The sequence below is a fragment of the Mucilaginibacter sp. P1_A3 genome, assembly GCF_056406855.1.
The window spans coordinates 297,275-322,839 of sequence record NZ_JBFTZJ010000005.1; the positions used below are offsets into that span (position 1 = coordinate 297,275).

The following is a 25,565-nucleotide window of genomic DNA, read 5'->3' on the forward strand; positions in this document are numbered from 1 at the left end:
TATGGCGCAAATACCCGTAATAGCTGTTTTTGATGTTGGCAAAACCAATAAGAAGTTGTTCCTGTTTGACGAGAACTACAAGATAGTTTTTGAACGGACGGCCCGCTTCCTGGAAACCCATGACGAGGACGGCGACCCGTGTGAAAATCTCGATAGCCTGCGCTTATCGGTATTTGATTCGCTGCGCGAAATTTTTAAGCATAAAGAGTTTGATTTAAAAGCGGTTAACTTCTCGACCTACGGGGCAAGTTTTGTTTACGTAGATGAAGATGGAACACCACTAACCCCATTATATAATTACCTTAAACCATATCCACCAGAATTAGGCAGGCAGTTTTATGAAACCTATGGCGATGAAGCCCGGTTTGCACGTGAAACTGCCTCGCCCGTTTTGGGTAACCTCAACTCGGGCTTACAGCTTTACCGGCTTAAATACCAGCAGCCCGGGGTTTTTAAAAGGCTTAAATACGCCCTGCACTTGCCGCAATACATGAGTTACCTGCTCAGCGGTCAGATGGTTACCGATCTTACCAGCATCGGCTGCCATACCGCCCTTTGGGATTTTGGCACCAACAATTACCACCATTGGGTTAGTGATGAGGGCATACTCCCTAAAATGGCGCCCTTAAAACCCGCCGATAGTGTATTGCCTTCTGTATTCCCCGGAAGTACCTTTTGTGTGGGCATAGGCTTGCATGACAGTTCTGCGGCGCTTATCCCCTATTTGGTGAGTTTTAATATGCCTTTTGTGCTTATATCAACCGGCACCTGGTCTATCAGCTTAAACCCATTTAACCAAACACCGCTTACTGCTGATGAATTAAAAAACGATTGCCTTAACTACCTGCAATACAAAGGCGGCCCCGTTAAAGCATCACGACTTTTCACCGGTTACGAATATGAACAACAGGTAAAACGCATTGCCGCCCATTTTAACCAGGACCAGATAGGCTACCGCACCATCAACTATGACCCTGCGGTAATAGCAAAACTTAATAAACAAACTACGTTGCACAGCCAAAAACAAGAAGGCGAATTACAAAAATCTGTTTTTGAACAGCGCAACTTAAATGACTTTAGTACTGATATAGAAGCCTACCATCAATTAATGATAGATATAGTTAACCAACAAACCATATCAACCAACTACATACTGCAAGGATGCAAAGTGCAAAGGATATTTGTTGATGGCGGATTTAGCAAAAACAGTGTATTTATGCACCTGCTGGCGCTCGCGTTTCCGCAATTGGAGGTTTACGCTGCTTCAATGGCCCAGGCTACAGCTGTGGGTACGGCCCTGGCAATTCATCAATGCTGGAATACCAAACCGTTGCCACATGATTTAATTGAGTTGAAGTATTATTCTGGAGTTCATGACGAGGTGGTGTGACGTAACGATTGCTCCAATTGCCCATGACGTTTTTTGCTAAAAAACTTTTTGTCATCCTGAACGATAGTGAAGGATCTAATCGCAGACTTTACAGGGCGAAGAAGCATAGCGAATAACAGATCCTTCACTATCGTTCAGGATGACAAACCTTTAAAACGTCGTTCCTCCTTCAGAGTTCACCGGATTTTATACCTCGCAATCACATAATTTATTACCGAAGCTCCTTTACCAAACCCACAATATCCCCTACAACTCCTGCGTCTTTAATGATCCGCTCATGCCCAAGACCAACGTACTCCTTTGTTAAAATATCAGGATGAGCGCTTAAAAACTCCCGCAAATAATTGTACGGCGAAATTTTATCTTCCATGTCAAATGCCAGCCAGTGTTTAATAGCTGGGCTATCTTTATAAAGATCATTAAGGTTAAAATCAGATGCTTTTAACTTAAACAGTGTTTCAAAAGCTTCAAAAAACTTTTCCTTTGCCGAAGCGGGAGCTTCCACCGAGTCCATCGTGGCGATAAAGTTTTCTTTGAGTTTGATGAGTGGCGCAATACTAATCTGCAATGCCGGTTTAGCGCCGGATTCGTTCATGGCGATTATGTTAGCCATGGCACCAAGCGAGTGCCCAATCAGCACATCCGGAGTACCGTAAGTTTCGATCACAGCTTTTGCTGCCTTTACAAAAAGTATCAGGTTGGATAGTTCCCCTTCCGAACTGGCATTACCCGGTGCATCAAAAGCTATGATCTGTAAATCTTCAACGGTTTTCAAACCCGTTATCACCTCATCAAAGTCGATTGCTTTTGAGCCCCAGCCATGAGTAATTAGTACCTTTCGGCTGCCATTACCCCAAATAAAACCGTTAAACTTTAATATCGATCTGCTAAAATGCGGATCATCAACTTCCAGGCTAAACCGCGTTGCTTCATCCAACAAAACTTGTTGCTGTAGTCTTGGCAACATTTTTGGCGAGTAGCAGATCAACTCCCAAAGCATATCAGTAAGGTGTTGATTTTCTTTATTCTCTAAAAACAGGATATGCCTGTATAGCAGTTTTAGTTTCTTCATGAAGCATGTTCAGGAAGCTAAGGTAGGTAAGTATAGTTAGATTAAAAAAAATGTCAATCCGAGTATCGCGGAGCAGCTATTTACGAACTATTCAACTCAGATTTGTATGGCGCGCAATAGATGCTTCATTTCCGTTACCCACGACGAGTTTTGCAAAAAACTTTTTGTCATCCTGAACGCAGTGAAGGATCTGTTGTTCGCCATGCTTCTTCGCCCTGTACAGTCTGCAAATAGGTCCTTCACTGCGTCCAGGATGACAAAACTTTTTAAAACATCATTTCACCTCCTGTCCCCCTCCCTAACCACAGTAGAGCATTTATCAGCAACTGATTCTGCGTATCGCTATCAAATGTTTGGGAAAGCGACCTGTTGGTGCCACCATCATAATCCATATCATTGTGCCCCATATTAAAATAAACCATGCGGTATTTCTTATTGGTCCACACTACCGGGTAGTAACCGCTGTGCCATATTTCGTGTGGCTTTGGCCCGTTACCAAGTGGAAAACTGGTGGAATCAATAGATAGTAATATATCAATATCCGGATTTTTACGCAGGTCATGTTCCCAGCGGTACCATTCGTTTGGTTGTGTTTTAAATGTTGCCGGCAAGCCTTTGGTTACCGGGTGCTTAGTATCCTCTACCCGCAAAATAGCCGATGTGGGGTGCCAGGTATTACTTACATACTGACCAGCACCCAAGAACTCATTATGATACCAATCCCAATTTTGCGGATAATCTGACGGCGTAAGCGCGAATGCCGAAAAATGAAATCCCATCCAGGCACCCCCTTTTTTCATGTATTGTTCAAATGCGGCCCGTTGAGCGGCATCATCCGGGCGGGTATCTAAAAACAGCACCACCTGGTATTTAGCCAAAAACTCCGGGTTCATATTGCTCCAGTTTTTGGTAGAATCGTAGGTGAAATTGTATTTCTTTCCCATCTCGGGGAAGCGTTTATTGGCTTCATGCATAAAACTGATATGCGCTTTATCGTTACGGCCAGTATAAAAGGCAATCACCTTAAAGGGCCTGGTGTTTTGTGCACCGGCAGTATAAAAGCTTAAACAAATTATACAAAGCACAATTGCCTGGGCTGCAAATTTTGAGATACGTGTGGTCATAATTTTTGTTGATTTGCTAATTGTTGTATAAAACTAAATCTTTTTACTTTAATGAAAGTGGCAGAATATGGGTTGAGAGGTAATGTAGGGCAACAACAGCAGGAAACCAAAGCCAGAAATCGTGAAAATCACTATCAATCAGTAGCTTCTTATTTAATTGGTTACACTATTAATAAAAAAACAGCCGTTGTATTACTACAAACGGCTGCTCCTAAGTTATTGCCCCTATACATAACTTATTACTCAAAAGTATAACAGGAGATTTGCAAAAATGCAAGCAGTATTACTGAATCACCATTCGGAATTTACCCTTTTTATCTGGTGGATTTTACGCTCAAAATTGCTCATTTATTCAAATAAGAATGCCCGGTTAAGATATAACCAGGCATGGGGTATTAAATATAAGTTTATAAATGGGTGCTAAACAGGTAAGCATATTACAGGCATTTCAGCTGCCTTATGATCAATACCATCAGGCTACTGTTATACTATTGCCTTTTGCTGCTTTTGGCCATACCAATACCAGCAGTACAAATAAACATGCTTAACAACAAAAAAAACCAATGTAAACGTGGCTAAAAGGGACGAAACGCCCAGCGGATATGTACCGCGGAGATTCTGAAAATTTCCAATTCTTCCATATTTAACCATTTGATAAGTACAATTTACAACTTCCGAAAATAAAAAGCAAATAATATACTCAAAAAGAAAATAATATTTTCAAATTGGTTAAATCATAAAAAATCTCAGTTAAGTTTATTGATTATTATAAATAAATTATAGATTAAAGTGCGCTTCAATACCTTTAGCTAAGTATTCATCTATACCTTTTCCTATTTGCTGCAATGGTATTTGATGATCACCGAAACGGTGCTCAATAACTACCCAACCGTAAAAATTTGTTTTGGTGATGGTATGAAACGAGGAATGGCTAAAAACACTAAAGGTAGTTTTACCAGTATCTACTCTGATTATCTTATATGTTTTTTCACCTATTAATAATTCAAAAGCTTCCATAATAATGTTTATACAAACTTATAGGGTAACCCACTTACCTGCAAGCCCAATAACACCCGTATTTTAACCCATTGAAAATTCAGTGTTTTAACGGAGAGAAAACATTTAGACAGGAAACATTTTAAATATATAAGCATACATTACATTTGCTGATTTTTAAACCATTACTGTTATAAAAATCAGCCATCATAAATATGAATATCCTCAAATCGATAACAATCTTTGTTCTTGCCGGCCTCTGCGAAATTGGCGGAGGTTACCTTGTTTGGCTGTGGCTTAAGGAGGATAAACCCTGGTGGTATGGTATTATCGGGGGTATTATACTGGCGCTTTATGGTGTAATAGCTACCTGGCAATCGGCGGGTTTCGGGCGTGTTTATGCAGCGTATGGTGGTATTTTTATATTAATGGCACTAATATGGGCCTGGCGGGTAGATGATTTCAAACCCGATAAATATGATATCATAGGCGCGGTAATAGCTGTAGCTGGTGCCTGTATTATCATTTTTATGCCAAGGGGAAAGTAACCTCTCTTACTTCATAAAACTTACTTAAATGAATTGTAATATAGATTTGGCTAAATGATAGCCTCATTTGCCAGGGGGATTTATTCTTCCCTTAAAAATTAAATTAAAAAAAAGCAGTCAAAGGGCAAACAAAGATGCTACGTGGTTTGTACTATAGCTGATTTTATTATTTATTTAAATAATAACAAAACAATCACTATATTTGCATTATCATACTAAATGTTAATAATTATGGAAAAATTAATAATATTAAGAATGTTTTTCTGTTTCCCCTTAGCCGGACTATTGCTTCCGGATGCCGGAATCTTACTGGCAGGTAACCCGGGCCATATACCATTAATTCGTCTTGGCATCGAAATTGGATTGATCATTTGCATTTTGATTTGCACAGTTGCTATTACGTATGGCAAAAGACGCAATCAAAATATATCTGATAAAAAAAACGAGGCATCATATTATTAAAGCCTATAACAGAAACATTACTTAACCTTCAATCCGGATTAAAGTATTGAATCAATTGGGGTTCTTGTGCCCCAAATTTCTACTACAGCTTTTTGTGTTTGGCGTTTTAATCCCAATTCCGGCGCGTTAACTTTCGGTATGTGCTTTGCTATATCAATATTGTTTTTTTTATTGATATTTGATCAACCGCTACTCCGTAAATGAAAAAAGTCTTATTCCTTATCCTCTTTCCGTTATCTTCATTTGCACAAACAGCATTTACCTACATCCAAAACGGAAACGCGAGTGCTAATGCAAAAGATTATAAAAGTGCTATCGATAATTTTACCCGGGCCATTCAGTTAAATGATAAAAATAGCGATGCTTATTTTTATCGTGCCAATGCCAACGGAAACCTGAAGGATTACAAAGCGGCGATTGCCGATTATGCCAAAGCGTTATCAATTAAATCCGACTTTACAACGGCCTACTATTATAAAGCAAACGCCGAAAGCAGCGTACAGGATTACCAGGCTGCAATTGCAGATTTTAACCGCGCCATTGCGCTGGGCCCAAAAACCGGCGAGATGTACCTCTATCGCGGTAACGCAAAATCAAACTTAAATGATAATGCAGGTGCCATTGCGGATTTCACCATTGCCTTGCAGTATGCACCCAACAACGCCGAAATATATGAATACCGCGGACTTGCAAAAAACAATAAAGGTAATTATGCCGCCGCTGTGGATGACTATAATATTGCCATCAAACTAAATCCACAAAAATCGGCTGTTTACCAGTATCGCGCCGGATCAAAAGCAAGCATGGGCGATAACGAAGGGGCTATTGTTGATTACACATTGGCTATTACGATGAATCCACAAAATGCCGAAGCCTATCTTTATCGCGGAAATTCAAAAGGCAATATCCAGGATTTCAAAGGAGCTGTTGAAGATTATAAAAAAGCGGCATCCCTAAATCCCCAACTTAAAAATGTATTCCTATACCTGGCAAATGCCGAAAACAATATGGGCGATAGCCTTGGCGCGCTTGATTACTTTAATAAATCAATTAATCAGCATCCGCAGCTTAGCGAGCCCTACCTTTATCGCGGCCTGGTTGAAAGCAATATAAAGGAGTATGATAAAGCAATAGCCGATTTCAATAAGTCGATAGCGCTTGGCAACCGAACGTCTGAGGCTTACCAAAGCCGTTCATATGTAAAACTATCAATGAAGGATGCCCATGGTGCTAAACTTGATGCTGATACAGCCATATCATTGGATCCTAAAAGTTTAAATGCATATATAAGTCGCAGCAAGGCAAAACTGGCCATGAAGGATACTACCGGTGTTATGGCCGATCTGGCTTTGGCTATAGCTATCAACAGCAAAAGTGATGAAGCTTACCTGGTACTCGGTGATACCCATCGCGACCTTGGCGATATGACTGCCGCTATAAATGATTACACCAAAGCCATACAGATAAACCCTAATTATACCTACGCATACCTAAACCGCGCTATAGAAAAAGATAAAATGAATGATAAAGTGGGCGCGGTAAAGGATTTTGAAAAACTATTATCCATTGCACCCAAAAAAGAAGATGGCTACGCCCGTTTAGGTAAAGTAAACAACTTTTATAAATACACTTCAAACGGTATACAGTTATTTACAGCGGCTATCGGAATAAACCCGGCGAACTCGAATTTTTACCTTTACCGCGGCGAGGCAAAAGCCTATGCAGGCGATATCAAAGGTGCTATGGCCGATTATAATGCATACATTAAAATTGATTCTGTTTCTGATGCTTCAGCTTTAGCTTACCAAAACAGGGGCTTTTTATCATCAAAACAGGGGAATTATAAAGCAGCGATGAAAGATTTGGATAAAGCTGTCTCCATCTTCTCAAACGATGAAACTTTTTTATTCAGGGGCGATGTTAAACTGGCTTTAAAAGATTACGCAGGCGCAGCCGATGATTATCACAATGCCGTTTACCTTAACCCTGCTTATGCCAGGGCATTGGCACACAGTGGTATTGCCAAAAGCTATTTGGGAGATATACAGGGCGTTAATGAGGATTTTGCGGCTGCCCTAAAAGCCGAACCAAACAATGCCGATACCTATATCGACCGTGGCGCCGCTAAGGTGAACCTGAAAGATGCCGCCGGTGCCGTTGCCGATTGCAGCCTGGCCATACAGCTTAATTCAAAAAACTCAAGAGCCTATTTACAACGTGGTTTGGCTAAAATAGCACTTAACGATAAAGCGGGTGCCTGTGCAGATATGAACAAAGCACTTGAACTGGGCTCAAAAGAAGCCCCCGCTTCTATTGCAAAATATTGCAAGTAGTTTTTTTGGACAAAGGATTTTCGGACAAAAGACAAAGGACTTTCAGACGAAAGACAAAATATTGAGTATCATTAAAAAAGGTCTGGCTCGTAACAAGCCAGACCTTTTTTAGTCATATTCTTTTCTATGTCCTTTGTCCGAAAATCCTTTGTCCAAAAGTCTGAAAATCCTTTGTCCGAAAGTCTGAAAATCAAACCGCTTTCCTATCTCCGCTTTGTAGTTGTGTGCGTAGTTCTTTCAGCTCAATTTCATAAGCGCGCATACGGGCTTGCAAGATATCTACCTCGGTACGCATCATTTGTATTTCGGTGATTAGCTTGGCCGATTCGGGCTTGTTGATTTTTTTTTCGCCACTGCCAAGAATAAGCCACTCTGGCGAATATTTAAGCTGAAAGCACAGTTTACGAATAAGGTAATAACTAATATCCTGCTTTTTATTGATCACTTTACTGATAAAGCCCTGATCAACACCGATAGCACCAGCCAAACCCAGCTGCCCGCCGTGTTCCTGCACAATTACTTTTAACCGTTTTATTATTGCTTCATCCGACATATACGACTGCAATAATAAACAATTTGTTCAATTGTTTATTATTGCAGTCGTGCATTCATTCATTAGTGATTTTTTGAGATATATCATATAAAGCGCCCCTATCAACAGGAACCCGTTTTGCATATTTATATACTCAAAAATGCAAATTACTTTTGCCGCTCTTCGGCTCTATACAGTAATTCATTAAGATGTTTATTGAAAATATCTATGCTGATACGGCCAGCTTTGTAATCGGCAGTTGATTTATGAAATTGCTGCTCTATATTGGCATCAGCATTACTAAGTGCTTTATTCAATCTATCCAGTTTTTGCCCCAGGCTTTGCATCATCAGTAATGGTTCCACATCATTGGTTTGCCGTAATGTTTTCCTCACTTTATTGCGTTGTTGCTTATCAAATTGTAATATCAAAAACACTACAACCGATCCAATGATTACAAAAAAATAAAAAGAATCCATAAAATTAACATATAGTTGTTTACAGTATAAGTTATTACGACTCCTGTTATTGATAGGTTACAATAAGTTTTAAACAATGCTATCAGCAGGTTAACACACATTTAATACTATTCTCCTAAAGTTAAAACCGATCCCCCCCTCTCGAACATTGTAATTTATAACTTGCACTTTTAATTTCCGGGTAAAAAAGCGGAACTTTACAGTAAATTAATTGGCATGCAAAATAAAACGCCTCTTTAAAACGCTTATAATATTATGAAACCAGGAGATAAGGTAATTTGCATTAACGACAAAATAGATCCCGAAAAAAGCGAAGAGATAAGACGTGACTTTGAAATTTGGATTACCAGGGATAAAGAATATACCATCCGCGAGATATTGGATAACAACGGAATTGTTACCGGGGTGCTATTGGATGAAGTGCACAACTTCCCCAAATTTTTTAAACTGATCAACCGTTTCCAGGAACCTGCATTTGCTCAATGGCGTTTCCGCAAGCTTAACTATGCCAGTCAACCTGCAGAAGCCGTAAGCGAAGTAGAAGAACTGGTGGAGCAATTGGAGCAGGAAAAACAGCACGTGAAGGTAAAATAGGTTAATACTATTTTCGCACAAAAACGTTAAGCGTAACTATTGTTCATTTTCTTTACAAACTACCTCTTTTTGCGCGAGACAATTAAGCCGGGATATTTACTTTGTTAAACATTTGCAAAAACAATTTCAGGATCAGATATTTATAAATAATCTGATCCTGAAATGAAAAAAATACCTGCCTTAATTCTGTTTTTAATTTCTGTAGCTGCAATATCGGCTTGTAATAGTCCGTCCAAAAAACCGTCGCCGGGTGCTTTAAAAGTACAAAACAATGGTGTTAATATTGCTTACACTGATAGCGGTACTGGCGATACTACCCTACTATTTGTGCATGGATGGTGTATCAATAAAACCTACTTTACCAATCAGGTTGATGCTTTCAGTAAAAGGTACAGGGTGGTTACTATAGACCTGCCCGGCTTTGGCCAATCGGGCAAAAACAGAACCTCGTGGACGGTTGACAACTTCGGGAAAGATGTTGCCTCGGTAATTACTCAGTTAAATTTAAAACACGTAATTCTTATCGGTCATTCCATGTCTGGCGCTATTGTAGTACAGGCTAAAATAGATGCATCTGATAAAGTTATTGGGTTGATAGGTATTGACAATTTTAAAGAATATAGCACAGGACCAGAAACCCCGGAATATAAAGCAGAATTTGATGCGATTATAAATGCACTAAAAAAGGATTTCAAAAAAGTAGCCACCGATTATTTTAATAAATATCTATTTTACAAAACCACCGACGCTGCTTTGCGCAAACGTATACTAAATGATGTTACCCACACGGATAGCACCATTGCCATCGCCAGCATGGAAGATAACAACTTTAATACCGCGGCCAGGCTAAAAGAGGCTAAAATGAAAATCCATCTAATCAATAGTGATAATACGCCGAATGACACTACGGGCTTTGTTAAGAACAATATCCCCTACCAGCTACTGATCGTCCATACCACAGGTCATTTCCCTATGGCCGAAAAACCAAATGAGTTTAATATACTCTTGCAAAAAGCCATTAATGATATCAAATAACAACTATAGCTCATAACCAAATAGCATAGCATCTATAACTATGTTTAAAATGCTATTTGGCATATATCAATCATAACTCCCTGCAGCTTCCGTTTCTACAAGCTGAGTAAGTATGGCTTTTAAGGTGGCTTCGCGGGCCCATTGCTGTTCCATGATTGAAGCATCGTCCTGGTACCATTTAAGAGGTGTATTTATTTCGATGCGTGCTTTATAAACAAAGTTTTTGGTTGGATGCATCTTACTCCCCTCGTAGCTGTTAAGATTTTTACTTTTAATTATTTTGGCAAAGTCGCGGGCTTTAACGTCCAGCTGCAGGCACTCATCAAGCGAATTTTTGAAATCCTGTTTATCTTCCAGCCAAAGGGTTAGGGTTTCGTCGTTGATGTCGTGGTCGGCGATAGAAATACGACTGTAATCATAGTCAACCGAAATGATCATCCACCAAAGCTGGTCTTTTAATTTTTGAGTAATCTTTATATTATTTATTCGTTAGTTTATTGGTTATTGATCTTAGCGTGGATATGACCGCTTACCGTAAACCGGCAACGGCAAACTGATAACTGTCTATTGCAAACTGCCTTACTATAAACTGGCAACGGCAAACTGATAACTGTCTATTGCAAACTGCCTTACTATAAACTGGCAACGGCAAACTGATAACTGCCTACTATAAACTGGCAACGGCAAACTGCAAACTGCAAACTGCAAACCGCCCACCGCTAACAATCTACCTGAAAGCAGGCATCCAGCCCGGAATATATTTTTGTATAGCAACAATTTCATCGTCAAGTTTTTGACAGGCCGCCTGGTAACCCAGGTAGCGTAACAGTGGTTCATGCTGGCAAGTATCATCACCGGTTATAAGCGAATGTTGAGCCGTATGATGTTCTTCGTGCTGAATGGCTGAATAAGCTATATGCATCTTTTGAGTTTAATTGGTTAAGTCAGGCTTTATTTATTCTAATACAGTATTTCTGTATTTATTTTCTTTAAATTAGATGTAATAAATTTGTTTTTACTTAAATTTGTATTACATTAGTAAAAATCAACAGGACAAATATAAAGAATAATCTTTATATTATTCAAGAAAAATCTTTAATATTTATTATCATGGATGATATATCAAAACCCGGTAAAATAAAAACCATTCGCCCGGAAACCCTGGAGTTTATTATCCTTTATAGCCAACTTAAGGGCAAAGCATTTACAGGCAATGCGCAACTGGCCGAAGCTTTGGGCTTTAATTCGCCCAGTTCCATCACTGAAATTGTAAAGAGCCGGCAAAATATCGATCCAGAAAAATTGAGAATTTTTAAAGAAAAATACAAAGAGTTCATCAATACAAATAAATCTGTACGTAATCAAGAAAATATTACAATAAATAAAGCAGAGGAGGGGATTCCGATGTATGAAATTATAGCCACCGCATCGGGTGTAGAAGTATACAATGATATAAATGATTCGCACCCGGTTGGGCGGATGAACTTTCCAGGCATTGAAGATTGCGACTTTGCCCTGCCTGTTTGGGGGCACTCCATGTACCCCTACCTGGAGAACGGTTGCTGGGTAGCGCTAAAGATCATTCATGATAAAAAGATATTACCCGGCGAGGTTTACTATATTGAGTGGGGCGATTACCGGATGTACAAACGTTTGCTTGCCGGCGATAAAACCGATGAAGTAATAGCACACTCAGACAATACTACCGAAATGGTTGGGAACCGCATTAAATATGCCCCCTTTACTATTAATGTAGCCGATATAAAGAAACTTTGCCTGGTTAAGGATATCCATAAAAAGCACAATCATTAGTACCCTCTGCCGGATCCATTAAGGAAAGCTTTTATACAAACACACATTAATTAGCATAGGATAACTTATCAGCCCGGATCACTCTTCCTTTAAGGGTCCGGGAGGATTTTCCATTCTAAATATCATACAATCAATATCTGTTTTTAAGCTCTCGATGATCTCCTCCAACTCGGCTTTGGATAAATCATCCCTAAAGTCGTTCCGTTTGGTGTTATTGATATATTGTAGATAAGCACCAATCATCAGGTTATGTTTTTTATCAAGCCTATCGCCATCATAAGCTATCATTTTAAACAAACGATCAAGATGAACGTAGTAATTACGTTTAGTTAAAGTCTCAATATCAACAGATTCTTTCTTAATTTCCTTCAAAAATTCTTCGAGAATCATAATCTATTATTTATATTTATTTCACACTACTTATAAATCAAAGTAAATATAGAAACAAAGGGGAAAACACCCACTATTTATAGATCATGAACATGCTTTCTTTTTATTAAAAAATAATATTGATAATTTTTAAAAGCTTTTAAAACAGTTTGGTAAGTACTGTTGTTTATCAGTAAATACTCTCAACCTATAACCTATGGCACTCAACGTTATAAATTTCGTTACTCAGCGGCTTAGTGTTGGCAATGCATTGCAGAATATTCTTTTTTATGCGATGTTGCTTTTTTTGTTCTGCCTAATAATAGCACAGCTCCAAACAAAACGCATATCATCAAAACAGCGTTCAGTAGTTAAATAAATAAACTTTATCTTCCTGCTATTTGCATTCTTCCCTCTTCTTTTAATTACCCCAAATTAAATTCCTGCTAAAGCTCAATTAGCTTAAATTTGCTTTTATCAATTCAGGATTTATTTTTCTTTTTTAATATGCTGATCAGACTTGCTACAATAAATGATATCCCACAAATCATGCAGCTAATTTCCCGCGTGGTGCCAATAATGATTACTTCAGGTAATTACCACTGGGATAATACTTACCCCAACGCCGAAGTTTTTATAGATGATATTACCCTTGGGAAGCTTTGGGTGGCAGATGTTGAGGGGCAAATTGCAGGCATTACAGCCATTACAACCGATCAGGAAGCTGAATATGCCCAGGTAGGCTGGGACATTACCGAAGTGGCCATTGTTACTCACCGGCTTGCTGTAGATCCACAATACAGGGGAATGGGAATTGCGGCTTCATTGCTGCAACAGGCCGAATCTGAAGCCATACGCCGGGGGATAAAAACCCTGCGTATTGATACCAACACAGGTAACCAGGCTACTCAAAATCTATTTCCCAAATTAGGTTATGTTTTCGCCGGCGAAATAGGGCTGGGTTTCAGGCCGGGATTAAGATTTTACTGTTATGAAAAACGGCTTGATTAACCTTCATTAACCACAGGTTAAATTTGCTATTAAAAACCATTGTTTTGGTTATTAATAGCTCCTACAAACAGCCTACTCCCCCTTTTTCATCTATTAATTATTAACATTGTGTCATTTTATCCACAATATCCAAAGCGCTAAATCAAAAAAAGCTTATATTTATTATGTAAACCAATTTCCCCAGCCGATACTTCAAGTTTTGAGCCGAACTGAATTATAAACCCTGAGAGATAACTAACATGGATCCTGCAATGACGCTTGTAATAGCCGCAATTATTGCCGCTATTATTTTGGTTTTGTTTAACAAACAACAAGAGAACAAGGTAAGCAATAAGATGTATACCGATGACGTACGTCAACTATACCTGCTCACCGCAGCCGAGTATAAAATTAATACTTTAGAAAGACTGCAACGCTTAAACGTTGACCATGAACTGGCCGGGCTAATCACTGCATTTAAAAGCGGCGAAATCCAGTTAAATAAACTCAATGAGGAACTTGACTGTTTACTAAGTAAATTTAATGCATCAGACCTTGCCCAGGTTTGTTAAAATTAAGCTGCCAAATCACCAATAATGCCATTTTATATTAAATATAATGGCCAATTTTATAATGGACAGAATCCTACCCAGCTTGTGCTATTACTAAAATTAAAGCTATTTTAAAACAACCACGTATCCCAATAATTTGGGCCTTCCCTTTTTTAAAATCTATTAAATAATAATACGCGCCCGAAGGTATCAGGCTAGTATTATATGTACCATTCTATGGCTTTGTGTAATCAACAGATTAATACAGTTGCTCTGCACCGATTAATTATACTTACTACAACAGTCGGGATAATTTACCAGTGACGGAATGTTCCGGGTATCCTTATACCCCCCCCCCATTTGACGTAAGTGTTCCTAAGACAATACATTTGAGAACCATTGGCAAACGCATTAGAGATACTACTTTTTTTTTCCGGTTAGCTAAAATCTATGCTTAGAAACCTATCCTCCAAGACCTCAACCCGAACCTACTCAACCCCATTTTTAAGCATAAAAAAAGCCGGGCAGTGCCGGCTTATACTTAAAAGAATAATTTTTTTATGTTGTTAGTTACGTCTGAAACCACCTTTACCACCGCCGCTGTTGCCACCGCCGTTAAATCCAGGACCTTTATCTTCGGCTACATTAACCGTTATCCTGCGTCCGTAATAACTTGCACCGTTCATACACCTGATCGCTTCCTTCGCTTCGTTATCGTTCACCATTTCCACAAACCCAAAACCCTTACTCTCTTTTGTTTCGCGATCTTTAATGATTCTGAGCGATTTAACCGGCCCAAAGTCACCAAAAACAGCTGTTAATTCGGCCTCATCTACTTCTAAAGGAAGCCCTGCAATAAATACTTTCATCAATGTCTTTAAAATTTGTATAAAGGTACAAAAAATTGAGGGTATTTAGTAGTTATTGAAGTAAATAGGCAGGTTGCAACGGCTTTTTTACCTTGAAATTACCCAATCACTTTTAGCTTATAAAATAGCTCTCCTATTGATTTAAAAACGTTTTTTTATTTAAGCTGTAGTTCAAAACTACCTTCAACCCTATAAAACGGAGAATTTTCTTTATCATCTTTAGCCAAAAAAGTAAAGAAAGTGCCTTTGGCTATCATATTATCCTTGTTGTATTTATCCAAAGTAATTTTCCCGGAATCGTCTTTCCCAACAAATTGGGTTAACGTATATTGTAACAAAGGTTTTTTTTCATCAACCGTAAAAAGAAATTGGCTTCCGGCTACTTTACTGTTAACATTTGCCGATGCAAAACCCTCAGAGCTTATTCCAAAACTCATGGTGTGTGCCTTATTAATGGCAGTAATGCCAAAGTACTTATTATCACCATTATGTACGTTAATAAACGCTATAGAATCTGTTGAAGCATCAAAAGTATAGGTTGAGTCTTCAATGGTTATTTTTAGTATACCTTTCCCTGCCAAAAAATTACCTGGAGTATTTATAATACCTAATGATGCGCTATCAATAGATGCAACGGGCTTAATGGTTCCCATGTCTTTTACTCCCTCATCTTTCTGGCATGACGAAGCCATCACCGAAATGAGTAAAACACATAAAATGAACCAATTAGTAAACCTTTTATTGCCCATAGGTAAATTGATGGTTAAAGCTAATAATAAAAACCCTGAAAGTTTATCTATGCAATAAATTTAATAAATATTTAACACTTTTTAACCCCTTAGTGACAAATTCTGCAAAAAGATTATTGCGCAGTATATTTTCAAAAAACAAACGCAATCAATCGATATACAAAAGCTAAGAAAGCTTATTTAGTGATTGGATAAAAACCCATGTTATTGCGAAGCTAACAGGTACCAGGAAGGCATTATTTAAAAATTGTAGTTTTTTGAGAAAAGCAGGCAAAAAGGGATTAAAACACCTCACCCACATTAATAAACAACCCTCTCGAGCCCTCCCTGCCAAAACCATAATCTATGGCTATATTGGTTTTTGATACTTTATTAAGTTTAACGCGCAAGCCCGGGCCGAAGGCTGGCTGTATGGCTTCTAAACGTGTACCCGGCGCAGCCGAAAACGACTGCCCGTTCACAAACAACACACCGCCCAATAATCCATTCCTTGTTATTTTAAAACGATATTCGCTTTCAAGGTATACCATTTGCGCCCCTCTAAATCTTCCCTGTATATACCCCCTGCCGGTGGTAAAACTTGGGTCATGCCCCGTCGCGGGCAAATCAAGATAGGCAGGCCTGCCGTTTAGTACCAGCCAATTGTATGACCAAAAGGCAATTATATTATCAGAGTTTCCGGGCAACCGGTAATACTTACGCACATCAATAATTAATGATCGCCATGGTGCAGTGCTGCCTAAAAAGGTAAAGTTGTCCCGGTACTGCGCCGATGCATAAAACCCGCGCGAAGGATTGATAGAATTATCACGACTATCAAACAAGGTGTTAAAGGTTACTCCTGTGGATATGGCGCGTGATACAGGCCCATATCTTTCATAATCAGATACGCCGCCATTTAACTGTCCTTTCTCGCCCATGTTCCAGCGATCATCAAAAATATATCCCAGGCCAGCAAAAAAATCTCCTCCTACATGTTTCAATACGGTTTCATTAAACCTAAAAAAGGAATAATCCAACGGGTTTTCGTTAGCTATATTTGAATTGGAGCCCAGGCCAAAGGTACTTTGAGGGTATTTGTAAAATCTAAAATCGCCTATAAAAGTGTATTGATTATCCTTTGTATAAATATTGGATTGCAGGGGAATGATTACCTGTTTTTTTTGAGTATAAGCAGGATTTATAGTGATAGTAGATATCCGCGCTTTAGGGCCGGTACGGAAAGCAATATTACCCGAAATAGTTGCGGCCAAAGATGTTTGCAAGGTATAACCAACAGCCGGCAAAATGGATAATACCGGCTTTGTGCTTATTGAATCAACCTTGGCCGGTTTATCTGCTTTAACAAAGGCGGCCTTTATAACATCAAATATATCTTTTTCATAAGCAGTATCGGCAGGGGCGGCAATAACAGTATCCTTCAGTTTTGAACGACCAATAGGGATATATTTTTTTTCTTGCGCGGATAGCTTTGTGTAGCAGAACAATGAAAAAACAAAACATAAAAGAAGTACTTTTTTGCCGGGCATTATAATGAGCAATTTGCGAAGGATTGGTTTAAAATTGCAATTATAAATAATTATTCCATTAAATTCTTCCACAATCATATTAAGCTTTTAGTCGTGGATCGAAAGAGAAAACATTCACATCGATAATTTTTATCTTATCAAAATCAGGATGTGCCGGGTTAAGCAGGTAATTATACTCCAGGTCGATAATGGCCGATGGCACTTTTAAAACCGCGGTTTCCATTTTGGCAAGCCAATTATCACCCAACTGCTGGGTAATGGGGTAATTGATTACCTTATGCCAGTTTGCGTCAAGTTTTATAAGTTGCTTCGTAGTAATTTCGGTAATTGGCAGATTACCTGGAATTTCGATAATTACAACCGAAAAATTACCACTATATAAAGATGTTCCTACTGAATGTACCAGTTTTTCGAGACAGGAAAGCGCCAGGGATCCGCCGGTATAAATTACATATTGCCCAAGCGAATTCCATCGGCCATCTATTCCGGATCCCTTACGGTCATGACTATACTTGGTTTGACTGATACGGTAAACGCGCAAATTAATTAGTGATTTAGTGATTGGTTGAATTTGTGATTTTTATTATTTTTCGCTTTAGTTGGTTTGCAAGTTATGATAGTGCTAAAAATGGGTGAGCAATTAAACCACTCTCCACTCACACAATCAACCACTCTCCAATATTAAGCCAAAACTCCGTAATCGATACGAATAAGCTGAGTTAATACAATACTGATGCCAGTAAGGGTATCAAGCAAATCAAAGGGTATGGCATCAATGCCGGGATTATAGTGCTTAAGCCAGCTTTTAAACTCATCCAGCGAGCCAAAGGTATCCAACCCTTTATCAAAAAGTTCAAAAAGTTGAATAATGTGCTCGCTAAGCCCCTGGTTTAACTCGCGCGAACTTTGGATATGTTTGCGTAGTGTTGGTTCAGTAATATCAAGCCATTTGGCAATATCAATTTGGGTAGCTCCGGTAACTTGTATTAAATCGGTAATAGCTGCAGAACGCAATCCCTGCTTTATAGCCCCCAACTTAGCCAGCGGCGATTTAAAATAAGTTTCATAAGGAACCAAAAGATCATTCACAATAAATGTTGATGCATTTTCATGCACCACATACGCCCTTGAAGCAGTTTGCCCTGCCACGGTTGCTACTGCCTGCCTTTTAATTGATTTGCTCATACACAAATGTAATTATTTTCTTTTTAAAAAGAAAATAATTACTAAAACCATCATAAATGTTCGCCTACATGACTAATCATACCGAATATTAAATCGTTGTTAGCCAACTGCCTTTTATTTTTTACCGGCAGCCTTGTCTTTGTTTGCTTTTTCCTGGCCAATCCCCATAGTCAGTGCCGTTAATCCTGCCATACTGCCAAGTTGCATGGTATCAATTGCCGAACTGGGTACAATTACAATAGTAGAGTTTTGTTTCAAACCTTCGTAAAGCATGTTCATTGCCCTTAAATGTAATGCCACCGGGTTGTCTGCGTACGTTAGGGCTGCTTCTCCAAACTTTTCGGCTACCTGTTTCTCAGAGTCTCCCAAAATTACCCTGGCCTGCCGTTCTCTTTCTGCCTGTGCCTGCATAGACATGGCGTTCTCCAGTGCGCCGGGGATCAAAACGTCTTTGATCTCCACAGAGTTGACATTGATACCCCATGGCTCTGTACGTTCATCAATAATCTTTTGCAGTATGCCACTAATTTTCTCCCGTCCCTCAAGCATGTCCGATAACATGGTCTTTCCGATAACATCGCGCAATGCGGTTTGCGAGGCCCAACTAATTGCCCCCATATAATCGGCAACTTCGAGGGCAGCTTTTTTCGGGTCAAGCACCTTCCAAAATAATACGGCAACCACATCAACCGGTACCGTGTCTTTGGTAAGGGTTTTTTCAGCCTTAAACGATGTCGTGATTACCCGGGTATCAATCCAGTAGGGTATGGTATCCAGAATGGGGATAATGAAAAACAACCCTGGCCCCCTGAGAGATTGAAAACGCCCAAGGCGTAATACCACGCCCCTTTCCCAGGGATTAGCAATCTTGATAGCAAGAGAAATTAGCAAAGCAACCACAAAGGCGCTTACCATAATGATGGTGCTTGTTGCGGCACTCGAAGCATCATATGCCATCCTTGCACATACAATGCCAAGACCAAAAATTAGAAAAAACATGATTACAGGAAACGAATTTTGATTTCTCATATCAAACCACCTCCTAATTGGTTAATATATTGTATATTAAAGATAATCAAATTATGTAACTGATTAGTAATGGTATTCACACATTTTGCAATCGAAGGATCTTTGTACCTTTCAGGATGAAATTCATACTGAAAGCATCAGCTTGTTTTGATGCACTCTAAATTCTTTAATCTGCAATTGTTCAAACCAGCTAACTGTTTTGCTGAGTAGCATGGTGCTGACCATTAACAATTAGCGCGTATATTTTACCAAAAAAATTAGCATATCTCAAATATATTCCCTACATTTGATTCTACTTTATGCCAATCGGCATTTTAAACATAAAACATGAAAGCTTTTTTTAAGTATGCACCTGCATCACAGATGATGCAGATGATAAACGATTACTTTGTATTTGTTAAAGGCGAATTACAGACTAACTCATCAACAGAAACAACGAAATTAAACCAACGCTGGCTACGTGAACCGGAAGTGCCCACATTACGTGGTCTGGCACTTTTCCTGGAATTTAAAAGCATAGCAGATTTTGAACGATATGAAAAAAAAGAAAAACACCGCAAAGCGTTAAGGTACGCGAGGCTAAAGATTGAAGCCGCTTATGAACAGCAGCTTTTTGAAAAACCTACGGGCGCTATATTCGCACTTAAAAACATGGGGTGGGATGATAAGCCAGGGGCAAAACAAGTAAGCGCACCTAATACACTTAAAGTTGAAATAACCACCACCGGCCCAGATACTGCCCGAAATGAAAAAGAGGTAAAGATTTAACAACCTCTCCCTTATCTCCTCTATTAATGCCTAATTACCAAAAGGATGACTAATGACCTGATACCTGATGCACCAAAATTTGAAGTTTCGATACTCTTTGGGCAAAACTACCACACAGAAACACATATAACGGTAAACCAGGGCGGCACAAGTTCTGGCAAAACCTACGCCATTACCCAGGTGCTGCTTTGCCTGGCTTGCCAAACAGCTAAGCTTGTTATTACTATAGTAGGCCAGGATATTCCCAACCTAAAAGCTGGTGCCCTGCGCGATGCACTCAGCATTTACAATAATTCTACCGCATTAAAATCTGCTGTAAAAAATTATAATAAAACCGATCGCATTTTTGAGTTTCATAATGGTACAGGAACAATGGGATAAGCTGGCTCAAAGCTGGGAAGCACAATCCCTTAAACCAGGCGCGTTTATGGATTACGAAGGCATTGTAGACCTATCCGATTTTATGGTCCAGCGCTATTTAACCAAGATACAGGTAGCCAACGAACGTTTGTACTGGTTGGGTAAAGGCTCAACCAAAGAAGCTACGTTCAGCGCCGCCTTCCCTGGTTTATTGCCAACTATCGCGGCAGCATCAGGTGTATACAAGGTAGGTTTAGGCAAACCAACAACATCTATGAGCACTACGGCTATTAATGCATCGGGAGTAGTAACAGTATCAGACACATCTACCTTAGCTGATGGCGATGTGGTAACAGTGACCGCGGTAACCGGCACCAGCAAGGATACAACCAATAGCGCGCCTGGCATCGATGTACAGGGTCAATCATACTTTATCCAGGTGCTGAGCTCCACATCGTTTAAACTGGTGCGTAATTACAACGAAGTTAACAGCCGTAAACCTGCTATTTTTACAGGTACATCAACAGCCGCAACCATCAGCTACATTAACGTAAGTAATGTGTTGCAGGTATTGGGCAGCGTTTATGCCCAGCTTGATCCAGCCGACCGTATCCAGGAAGATTTTAACCTGCAGATCCCGTTACATGTGGGTTATGCTTACGCACAAGCGCAGGCTAATAAAGCATTGAATGTTATCAACGCCTTTACCGACATGAAAAAGATGGATTACCTGGGTATCCCTTTGCAGATCATGAACCACTGGCAGGCCAACACCATTCTTGGTGCACGCTCATCAAACCTGTTTTTAGGGGTCGATTTATTGGGTGATGCTTCTGAACTATCCACCGTTTACATGAAGCCTTATACCAACGATAACGTAGTACGCATGAAAGCCCGCATGAAAGCAGCCGTGAACTTCAAATTTGCCAACGAACTGTTTTACTTAAGCGCGTAAGCGCTACGCAGTATCAAGTAATTAGTATCAAGTAGCAAAATTTTATTATCTGGTAATCTGATGAGTAACTCTTGCCAATAAACCAACCCATCTTGATACTTGATACTAACTACTTGATACTAAAAAATCACTCATTCAATAATTCATTAAATCACTAATTAATTCATGTCAATTTACAATAAAATAAACGCGGGCTTAAAACTGGGTACAGATGAGCCTATAACATCGGGGATAGAAGATGTGATCTACATTTTTAACCAGGATGATATCACACTAACCTATGATGTTACCAATCCGCTGATCATAACCGGTTTAGCGGCTGTAGGCAGTGCTAAGATCTATAAATTTGAAGGCACCAATAATAGTTTCAATACTATGTCTAAACTGGCTAAAACGCAGGTTGGACCACGCTTTACCGAGGAAATCGACTTTAATATAGCTGGTTTATCTGTTGATGTTAAAGCGCAGTTAATGGCGATGGGCTATGGCAGGTTACGTGCAATAGCGGTTAACAACTACAAATCAAGCGACTCGGCAATTGAACTATTTGGCGCCGTAAACGGATTGATCCTTACCGATGCAGAACGCAATGCCGCTGATGAAACATTAGATGGTGGTTACAAATTGAAATTAACCAACCCCGATAAGCTAAAAGAGCCTTACCCTCCACGTGCTATCTCCATTTCGGCCGAATCTGGCCCGGCAACATATGCCAGCACAATTACCGCTATTGAGGCACTGGTAGCGGCGTAATGAATAATTATTGAATTATTGGTTGACTGAATTATTGAATCACTTGTTATTAATTCAATAACTCAATACAAAACCTAACCTTCCTAACTCAATAATTCATTAACTCAATAATTCAATAATTAAAAAGTCTTATCAATCAATAATTCAATAACTCAATAATTCAATAATTAACATGAAAACCTACCTTCCCCAAATTGAGCGAAGAATATTGGTAAGGCCCAACCAAACATACGGCATCCTTAATTACGACCTCGATAACGCTTACCCACAACGCATGCTGGAATTGGTGGCCGGCTCGCCCACCGCAAAAGATTGCTGGAACAAAAGAGCAAAATTTATTGCTGGTAACGGTTTCGAGGCACAAGACCTGGGTAAGCAAGTGATTAATGCCAAAGGTTTAACCTTAGCAAGGCTATTAAAAGCCTTGGCAACTGATAAGGCGCTGTTCACCGGCTTTGGTATTCACGTAAACTATAATGCCAATTTTAAAATAGCATCTGTTAACTATGTAAAGTTTGAAGACATCCGGATGGGAGATACCGATTGCCCGGATACAGCTGATAAATTTGCGGTTTATAACGACTGGGGGCGCAAAACCTGGAAGAATATTATGCGCAGCAAGATCACTTTTTTGGATAAATACAATCCTGATTCTGCAGTAATTCAGCAACAGGTTACCGACGCGGGCGGATGGGATCAATACAAGGGCCAGTTATTATACTTTAATCCCGAAGTTGACGACTACCCTTTAATTGAAGCAGATTCTGTTTGGGAAGACTTTGAAACAGAAGCAGGCATTAAAATATTTAATAACCGGGAAGTAACCACTGGCTTTTTACCATCAACTATGTTATTTATGCAGGCCCGCCGCGAGGAAGCTGACAATAGCGGGCCCGAAGCAGATGAATTTGCCGGTGTAAATACACCATCGCAATTGGAGAAAGATCTTGGGGCTTTCCAGGGAGCCAAAAGCGCTCAAAAAATTATTGTAATTGAATACGAAGACGAAAACTCTAAACCAGAGTTTAAAGCCTACCCTATTCAAAATAACGATAAATTATTTGAAACAACAGAAAGATCTGTCGAGGCCCGCATCATCAAAGGGTTTTCGGTACCAAAAGAACTCATCAATGCCGAAAAATCATCTGGCTTAAGCAATGGCGGCGAAAAGAAACAGGCAATCATTGAGTTTAATGACAATACGGCCCCCGACAGATTGGAGCTTTTTGAAACCCTGGCCGAAATATTTAGTCACTTTTATACCACTGTTAACCCATCTGCGAATTGGAATATTGTAACCGTGCCAGCCATAGCTGCCGACGATAATGCAGGTATAAAAGCGGGCAAGAGCATCAACGAACTGCTTGCTTCGGCCATTCCGTTGAAAAACAAAATAGCCACCCTGATTTACGCCTACGGCTTTAAACAGGCAGAGGCAGAAGCAATGTGTAGCTAAAGGCCAGCTCCCCTAAACCCTCCCCAAAAGGAACGCTTAAAAACTTTTCAATTACCCGCCATCCAAAAGTCTCCCCTACTGGGGGAGATTTAGAGGGGGCTAAGAAATCACGCTATGATCTATCTCATTAACCAAACTACATTTCAGCAATTTGAGGATATTGCTATAAACATTAAACCCGAACGCCTGAAGGTATTTATTAAAAAAGCACAGGAACTTGATCTGAAACCATTTTTAGGCCATTCGTTGTATTACGATATTTTATCCCATTTTAATGATGATGGCACCTTAAAAGACGATGCACCGCAAGCCTATAAAGATTTGATAAACGGCACCGAATACCTGGACCAATACGGACATATTGTGCTGTATGAAGGCCTGGCGCCAACCATGGTTTACTTCACTTTTGCCCGCTTTATTGAAAACGACGCGGTACATTACACAGCTACCGGCCCGGTGATTAAACGCCATGAAAATGGCGATCCGCTTTCATCTCCCGAAATTGTAAAATTGGTGCAACAACAACGAAGCGTAGCCAACGCCTATGCAAACGACGTTGAAAAGTTTCTGTGGGATAATAAAGAAGATTTTCCGCTGTGGCGATATAATGCCAAAAACAAAAGCAGCAGGCAGGCGGGGCCGCGCATTAGGGGAATTGATAAAACAGATTTCAATTATCCAGGCAGCTACAATAATTACAATTTAACCATAACCGAATTTTTAAACTGATGGCGACAGATAAAAAAATAAGCGATTTACCTGTAGTATCCGTAATCAGCGCAACCGACAATTCCATCCTGGTAAAAAGTGGCACCGATTATCAGTTTGCTTTTAGCACACTGCTACAGTTTATCGGGTCGGAATTACCGGTGGGTGCCAGTATTTCCTTTGGAGCTACCCTTCCCCAGAACATATCGGGTAAAAATGGCGATATTTTTATCAATACAGCTGCCGGTTCTATAGCACAAAAAATTTCCACCGTTTGGACAGTAGTTTACACTTTCCCCACCGGAACCGCCGCAGACGGAACAGTTTTGTATGGCACCGTCAATCCAGGTTCGATTACAGGAAAAAACAATGATACCTACATCAACACATTAAGTGGCATTTTCTACAAAAAATCGGCAGGTGTATGGAGCCAGGTCTTCTCGATGCAAACAGGACCGGCCGGGGCAACAGGTCCACCAGGTGCAACAGGTCCGGCCGGTGTTAATGGAAAAACCATCCTAAGCGGCGCAGGCAACCCATCAAATTTATATACAGGTACCGATGGGGATTATTACATCAATACATCCACCTATTACTTTTTTGGGCCGAAAGCAGCCGGAGTATGGCCGACGGGATTTTCGCTGGATAACACGGACGAGGAAGCCATTGCAAACGAAGCCAGTTTAAGAACCTCGGCCGACAATAATCTGCAAACCCAGATAAATGAACTGGCCGGTAGTAGCTTCAATATGACAGCATACATCCAGGCCGCGCCCACGTACGCCGACGAAGCGGCAGCCCTCGCAGGAGGTATAGCTGCATATACGCTTTACAAAACGGCGGAGGGGGAGTTGAGATATAAATTACCAGCAGAAGGCGAAGGATTTACTTACACATTATCACTAATATTAAGCTAA

32 protein-coding genes are annotated in these 25,565 nt (G+C 39.8%); 18 read left to right on the forward strand and 14 right to left on the reverse strand.

The window, feature by feature from the left end; genetic code table 11:
• Position 1 precedes the first annotated feature (1 nt).
• Positions 2-1,390, forward strand: a complete 1,389-nt coding sequence (locus AC1D0K_RS12490; RefSeq protein WP_477398766.1) for an FGGY-family carbohydrate kinase — start codon at positions 2-4, stop codon at positions 1,388-1,390.
• 211 nt (positions 1,391-1,601) lie between these two features.
• Here the strand turns inward: AC1D0K_RS12490 and AC1D0K_RS12495 are convergent, their stop codons facing one another.
• On the reverse strand, positions 1,602-2,462 hold the full coding sequence (locus tag AC1D0K_RS12495; protein ID WP_477398764.1) for an alpha/beta fold hydrolase: 861 nt from the start codon (positions 2,460-2,462) through the stop codon (positions 1,602-1,604).
• Between the two features lie 266 nt (positions 2,463-2,728).
• Positions 2,729-3,586 (reverse strand): ThuA domain-containing protein, encoded by an 858-nt coding sequence (locus AC1D0K_RS12500; RefSeq protein WP_477398762.1) that lies wholly within the window; start codon positions 3,584-3,586, stop codon positions 2,729-2,731.
• Positions 3,587-3,637: 51 nt separating this feature from the next.
• Here AC1D0K_RS12500 and AC1D0K_RS12505 point away from each other — a divergent pair, with 51 nt between their 5' ends.
• Together AC1D0K_RS12505 and AC1D0K_RS12510 are read left to right on the forward strand one after the other, a co-directional pair.
• Entirely contained in the window at positions 3,638-3,841 is a 204-nt protein-coding gene (locus tag AC1D0K_RS12505; protein WP_477398760.1) for a hypothetical protein, read from the forward strand.
• Between the two features lie 158 nt (positions 3,842-3,999).
• Positions 4,000-4,134, forward strand: coding sequence for a hypothetical protein (locus AC1D0K_RS12510; protein WP_295710962.1), 135 nt, complete (start codon positions 4,000-4,002; stop codon positions 4,132-4,134).
• A 229-nt stretch (positions 4,135-4,363) separates the two neighbouring features.
• Here AC1D0K_RS12510 and AC1D0K_RS12515 read toward each other — a convergent pair whose 3' ends face one another.
• A complete protein-coding gene (locus AC1D0K_RS12515; protein WP_295710965.1) occupies positions 4,364-4,603 on the reverse strand; it encodes a hypothetical protein in 240 nt (79 codons plus the stop codon).
• A gap of 194 nt (positions 4,604-4,797) precedes the next feature.
• Here AC1D0K_RS12515 and AC1D0K_RS12520 point away from each other — a divergent pair, with 194 nt between their 5' ends.
• The 3 genes from AC1D0K_RS12520 to AC1D0K_RS12530 all read left to right on the forward strand — a co-directional run bounded on the left by AC1D0K_RS12520 (position 4,798) and on the right by AC1D0K_RS12530 (position 7,925).
• The gene (locus tag AC1D0K_RS12520; protein ID WP_477398757.1) at positions 4,798-5,130 is read left to right on the forward strand and encodes a YnfA family protein; all 333 of its coding nucleotides are present in this window, start codon (positions 4,798-4,800) and stop codon (positions 5,128-5,130) included.
• 231 nt (positions 5,131-5,361) lie between these two features.
• The gene (locus AC1D0K_RS12525; protein WP_295710966.1) at positions 5,362-5,592 is read left to right on the forward strand and encodes a hypothetical protein; all 231 of its coding nucleotides are present in this window, start codon (positions 5,362-5,364) and stop codon (positions 5,590-5,592) included.
• A gap of 200 nt (positions 5,593-5,792) precedes the next feature.
• A complete protein-coding gene (locus AC1D0K_RS12530; RefSeq protein ID WP_477398754.1) occupies positions 5,793-7,925 on the forward strand; it encodes a tetratricopeptide repeat protein in 2,133 nt (710 codons plus the stop codon).
• 190 nt (positions 7,926-8,115) lie between these two features.
• Here the strand turns inward: AC1D0K_RS12530 and AC1D0K_RS12535 are convergent, their stop codons facing one another.
• The gene (locus AC1D0K_RS12535) at positions 8,116-8,478 is read right to left on the reverse strand and encodes a hypothetical protein (protein ID WP_477398752.1); all 363 of its coding nucleotides are present in this window, start codon (positions 8,476-8,478) and stop codon (positions 8,116-8,118) included.
• Between the two features lie 146 nt (positions 8,479-8,624).
• Entirely contained in the window at positions 8,625-8,936 is a 312-nt protein-coding gene (locus AC1D0K_RS12540) for a hypothetical protein (protein WP_477442271.1), read from the reverse strand.
• 255 nt (positions 8,937-9,191) lie between these two features.
• On the opposite strand from AC1D0K_RS12540, the gene AC1D0K_RS12545 reads away from it, so the two are divergent.
• The gene (locus tag AC1D0K_RS12545; protein ID WP_477397361.1) at positions 9,192-9,530 is read left to right on the forward strand and encodes a hypothetical protein; all 339 of its coding nucleotides are present in this window, start codon (positions 9,192-9,194) and stop codon (positions 9,528-9,530) included.
• A 162-nt stretch (positions 9,531-9,692) separates the two neighbouring features.
• Complete coding sequence (locus AC1D0K_RS12550) at positions 9,693-10,565, forward strand: alpha/beta fold hydrolase (protein ID WP_477397363.1); 873 nt, start codon at positions 9,693-9,695, stop codon at positions 10,563-10,565.
• A 66-nt stretch (positions 10,566-10,631) separates the two neighbouring features.
• Here AC1D0K_RS12550 and AC1D0K_RS12555 read toward each other — a convergent pair whose 3' ends face one another.
• Positions 10,632-11,003, reverse strand: coding sequence for a hypothetical protein (locus tag AC1D0K_RS12555; RefSeq protein WP_477397365.1), 372 nt, complete (start codon positions 11,001-11,003; stop codon positions 10,632-10,634).
• Between the two features lie 289 nt (positions 11,004-11,292).
• Entirely contained in the window at positions 11,293-11,487 is a 195-nt protein-coding gene (locus AC1D0K_RS12560) for a hypothetical protein (RefSeq protein WP_477397367.1), read from the reverse strand.
• A gap of 188 nt (positions 11,488-11,675) precedes the next feature.
• Here AC1D0K_RS12560 and AC1D0K_RS12565 point away from each other — a divergent pair, with 188 nt between their 5' ends.
• Positions 11,676-12,377, forward strand: a complete 702-nt coding sequence (locus AC1D0K_RS12565; RefSeq protein WP_477397369.1) for a S24 family peptidase — start codon at positions 11,676-11,678, stop codon at positions 12,375-12,377.
• A gap of 78 nt (positions 12,378-12,455) precedes the next feature.
• Here AC1D0K_RS12565 and AC1D0K_RS12570 read toward each other — a convergent pair whose 3' ends face one another.
• Positions 12,456-12,767, reverse strand: coding sequence for a hypothetical protein (locus tag AC1D0K_RS12570; protein WP_477397371.1), 312 nt, complete (start codon positions 12,765-12,767; stop codon positions 12,456-12,458).
• A 486-nt stretch (positions 12,768-13,253) separates the two neighbouring features.
• Here AC1D0K_RS12570 and AC1D0K_RS12575 point away from each other — a divergent pair, with 486 nt between their 5' ends.
• Both AC1D0K_RS12575 and AC1D0K_RS12580 read left to right on the forward strand, forming a co-directional pair.
• Positions 13,254-13,757 carry a GNAT family N-acetyltransferase gene (locus tag AC1D0K_RS12575; protein ID WP_477397373.1) on the forward strand — a complete coding sequence of 168 codons (504 nt, stop codon included), beginning with the start codon at positions 13,254-13,256 and terminating at the stop codon, positions 13,755-13,757.
• 251 nt (positions 13,758-14,008) lie between these two features.
• The gene (locus tag AC1D0K_RS12580; protein WP_477463065.1) at positions 14,009-14,308 is read left to right on the forward strand and encodes a hypothetical protein; all 300 of its coding nucleotides are present in this window, start codon (positions 14,009-14,011) and stop codon (positions 14,306-14,308) included.
• 545 nt (positions 14,309-14,853) lie between these two features.
• Here AC1D0K_RS12580 and AC1D0K_RS12585 read toward each other — a convergent pair.
• The 6 genes from AC1D0K_RS12585 to AC1D0K_RS12610 all read right to left on the reverse strand — a co-directional run bounded on the left by AC1D0K_RS12585 (position 14,854) and on the right by AC1D0K_RS12610 (position 19,618).
• Positions 14,854-15,156, reverse strand: a complete 303-nt coding sequence (locus AC1D0K_RS12585) for an RNA recognition motif domain-containing protein (RefSeq protein WP_295710988.1) — start codon at positions 15,154-15,156, stop codon at positions 14,854-14,856.
• A 155-nt stretch (positions 15,157-15,311) separates the two neighbouring features.
• Positions 15,312-15,905, reverse strand: coding sequence for a hypothetical protein (locus tag AC1D0K_RS12590; protein WP_477397377.1), 594 nt, complete (start codon positions 15,903-15,905; stop codon positions 15,312-15,314).
• A gap of 281 nt (positions 15,906-16,186) precedes the next feature.
• Positions 16,187-17,434: a BamA/TamA family outer membrane protein gene (locus AC1D0K_RS12595; RefSeq protein WP_477397379.1), complete on the reverse strand. Its 1,248-nt coding sequence runs from the start codon at positions 17,432-17,434 to the stop codon at positions 16,187-16,189.
• 79 nt (positions 17,435-17,513) lie between these two features.
• Entirely contained in the window at positions 17,514-17,975 is a 462-nt protein-coding gene (locus tag AC1D0K_RS12600; RefSeq protein WP_477397381.1) for an RES family NAD+ phosphorylase, read from the reverse strand.
• 140 nt (positions 17,976-18,115) lie between these two features.
• On the reverse strand, positions 18,116-18,619 hold the full coding sequence (locus tag AC1D0K_RS12605) for an antitoxin Xre/MbcA/ParS toxin-binding domain-containing protein (protein ID WP_295710995.1): 504 nt from the start codon (positions 18,617-18,619) through the stop codon (positions 18,116-18,118).
• A 114-nt stretch (positions 18,620-18,733) separates the two neighbouring features.
• Entirely contained in the window at positions 18,734-19,618 is an 885-nt protein-coding gene (locus AC1D0K_RS12610) for a slipin family protein (RefSeq protein WP_477397384.1), read from the reverse strand.
• 357 nt (positions 19,619-19,975) lie between these two features.
• Here AC1D0K_RS12610 and AC1D0K_RS12615 point away from each other — a divergent pair, with 357 nt between their 5' ends.
• The 7 genes from AC1D0K_RS12615 (at position 19,976) to AC1D0K_RS12645 (ending at position 25,565) form a co-directional block, all read left to right on the forward strand.
• A complete protein-coding gene (locus tag AC1D0K_RS12615) occupies positions 19,976-20,416 on the forward strand; it encodes a hypothetical protein (protein ID WP_477397386.1) in 441 nt (146 codons plus the stop codon).
• 45 nt (positions 20,417-20,461) lie between these two features.
• Positions 20,462-20,797, forward strand: coding sequence for a hypothetical protein (locus tag AC1D0K_RS12620; protein ID WP_477397388.1), 336 nt, complete (start codon positions 20,462-20,464; stop codon positions 20,795-20,797).
• A complete protein-coding gene (locus tag AC1D0K_RS12625; protein WP_477397390.1) occupies positions 20,763-21,731 on the forward strand; it encodes a hypothetical protein in 969 nt (322 codons plus the stop codon). The genes AC1D0K_RS12620 and AC1D0K_RS12625 overlap by 35 nt, the downstream gene beginning before the upstream one ends.
• A gap of 165 nt (positions 21,732-21,896) precedes the next feature.
• The gene (locus AC1D0K_RS12630) at positions 21,897-22,484 is read left to right on the forward strand and encodes a hypothetical protein (protein ID WP_477397392.1); all 588 of its coding nucleotides are present in this window, start codon (positions 21,897-21,899) and stop codon (positions 22,482-22,484) included.
• Between the two features lie 172 nt (positions 22,485-22,656).
• Positions 22,657-23,940 carry a hypothetical protein gene (locus tag AC1D0K_RS12635; protein WP_477397394.1) on the forward strand — a complete coding sequence of 428 codons (1,284 nt, stop codon included), beginning with the start codon at positions 22,657-22,659 and terminating at the stop codon, positions 23,938-23,940.
• Positions 23,941-24,054: 114 nt separating this feature from the next.
• On the forward strand, positions 24,055-24,669 hold the full coding sequence (locus AC1D0K_RS12640; protein WP_477397396.1) for a DUF6712 family protein: 615 nt from the start codon (positions 24,055-24,057) through the stop codon (positions 24,667-24,669).
• On the forward strand, positions 24,669-25,565 hold the full coding sequence (locus AC1D0K_RS12645) for a hypothetical protein (RefSeq protein ID WP_477397398.1): 897 nt from the start codon (positions 24,669-24,671) through the stop codon (positions 25,563-25,565). Before AC1D0K_RS12640 ends, AC1D0K_RS12645 begins: the two co-directional genes overlap by 1 nt.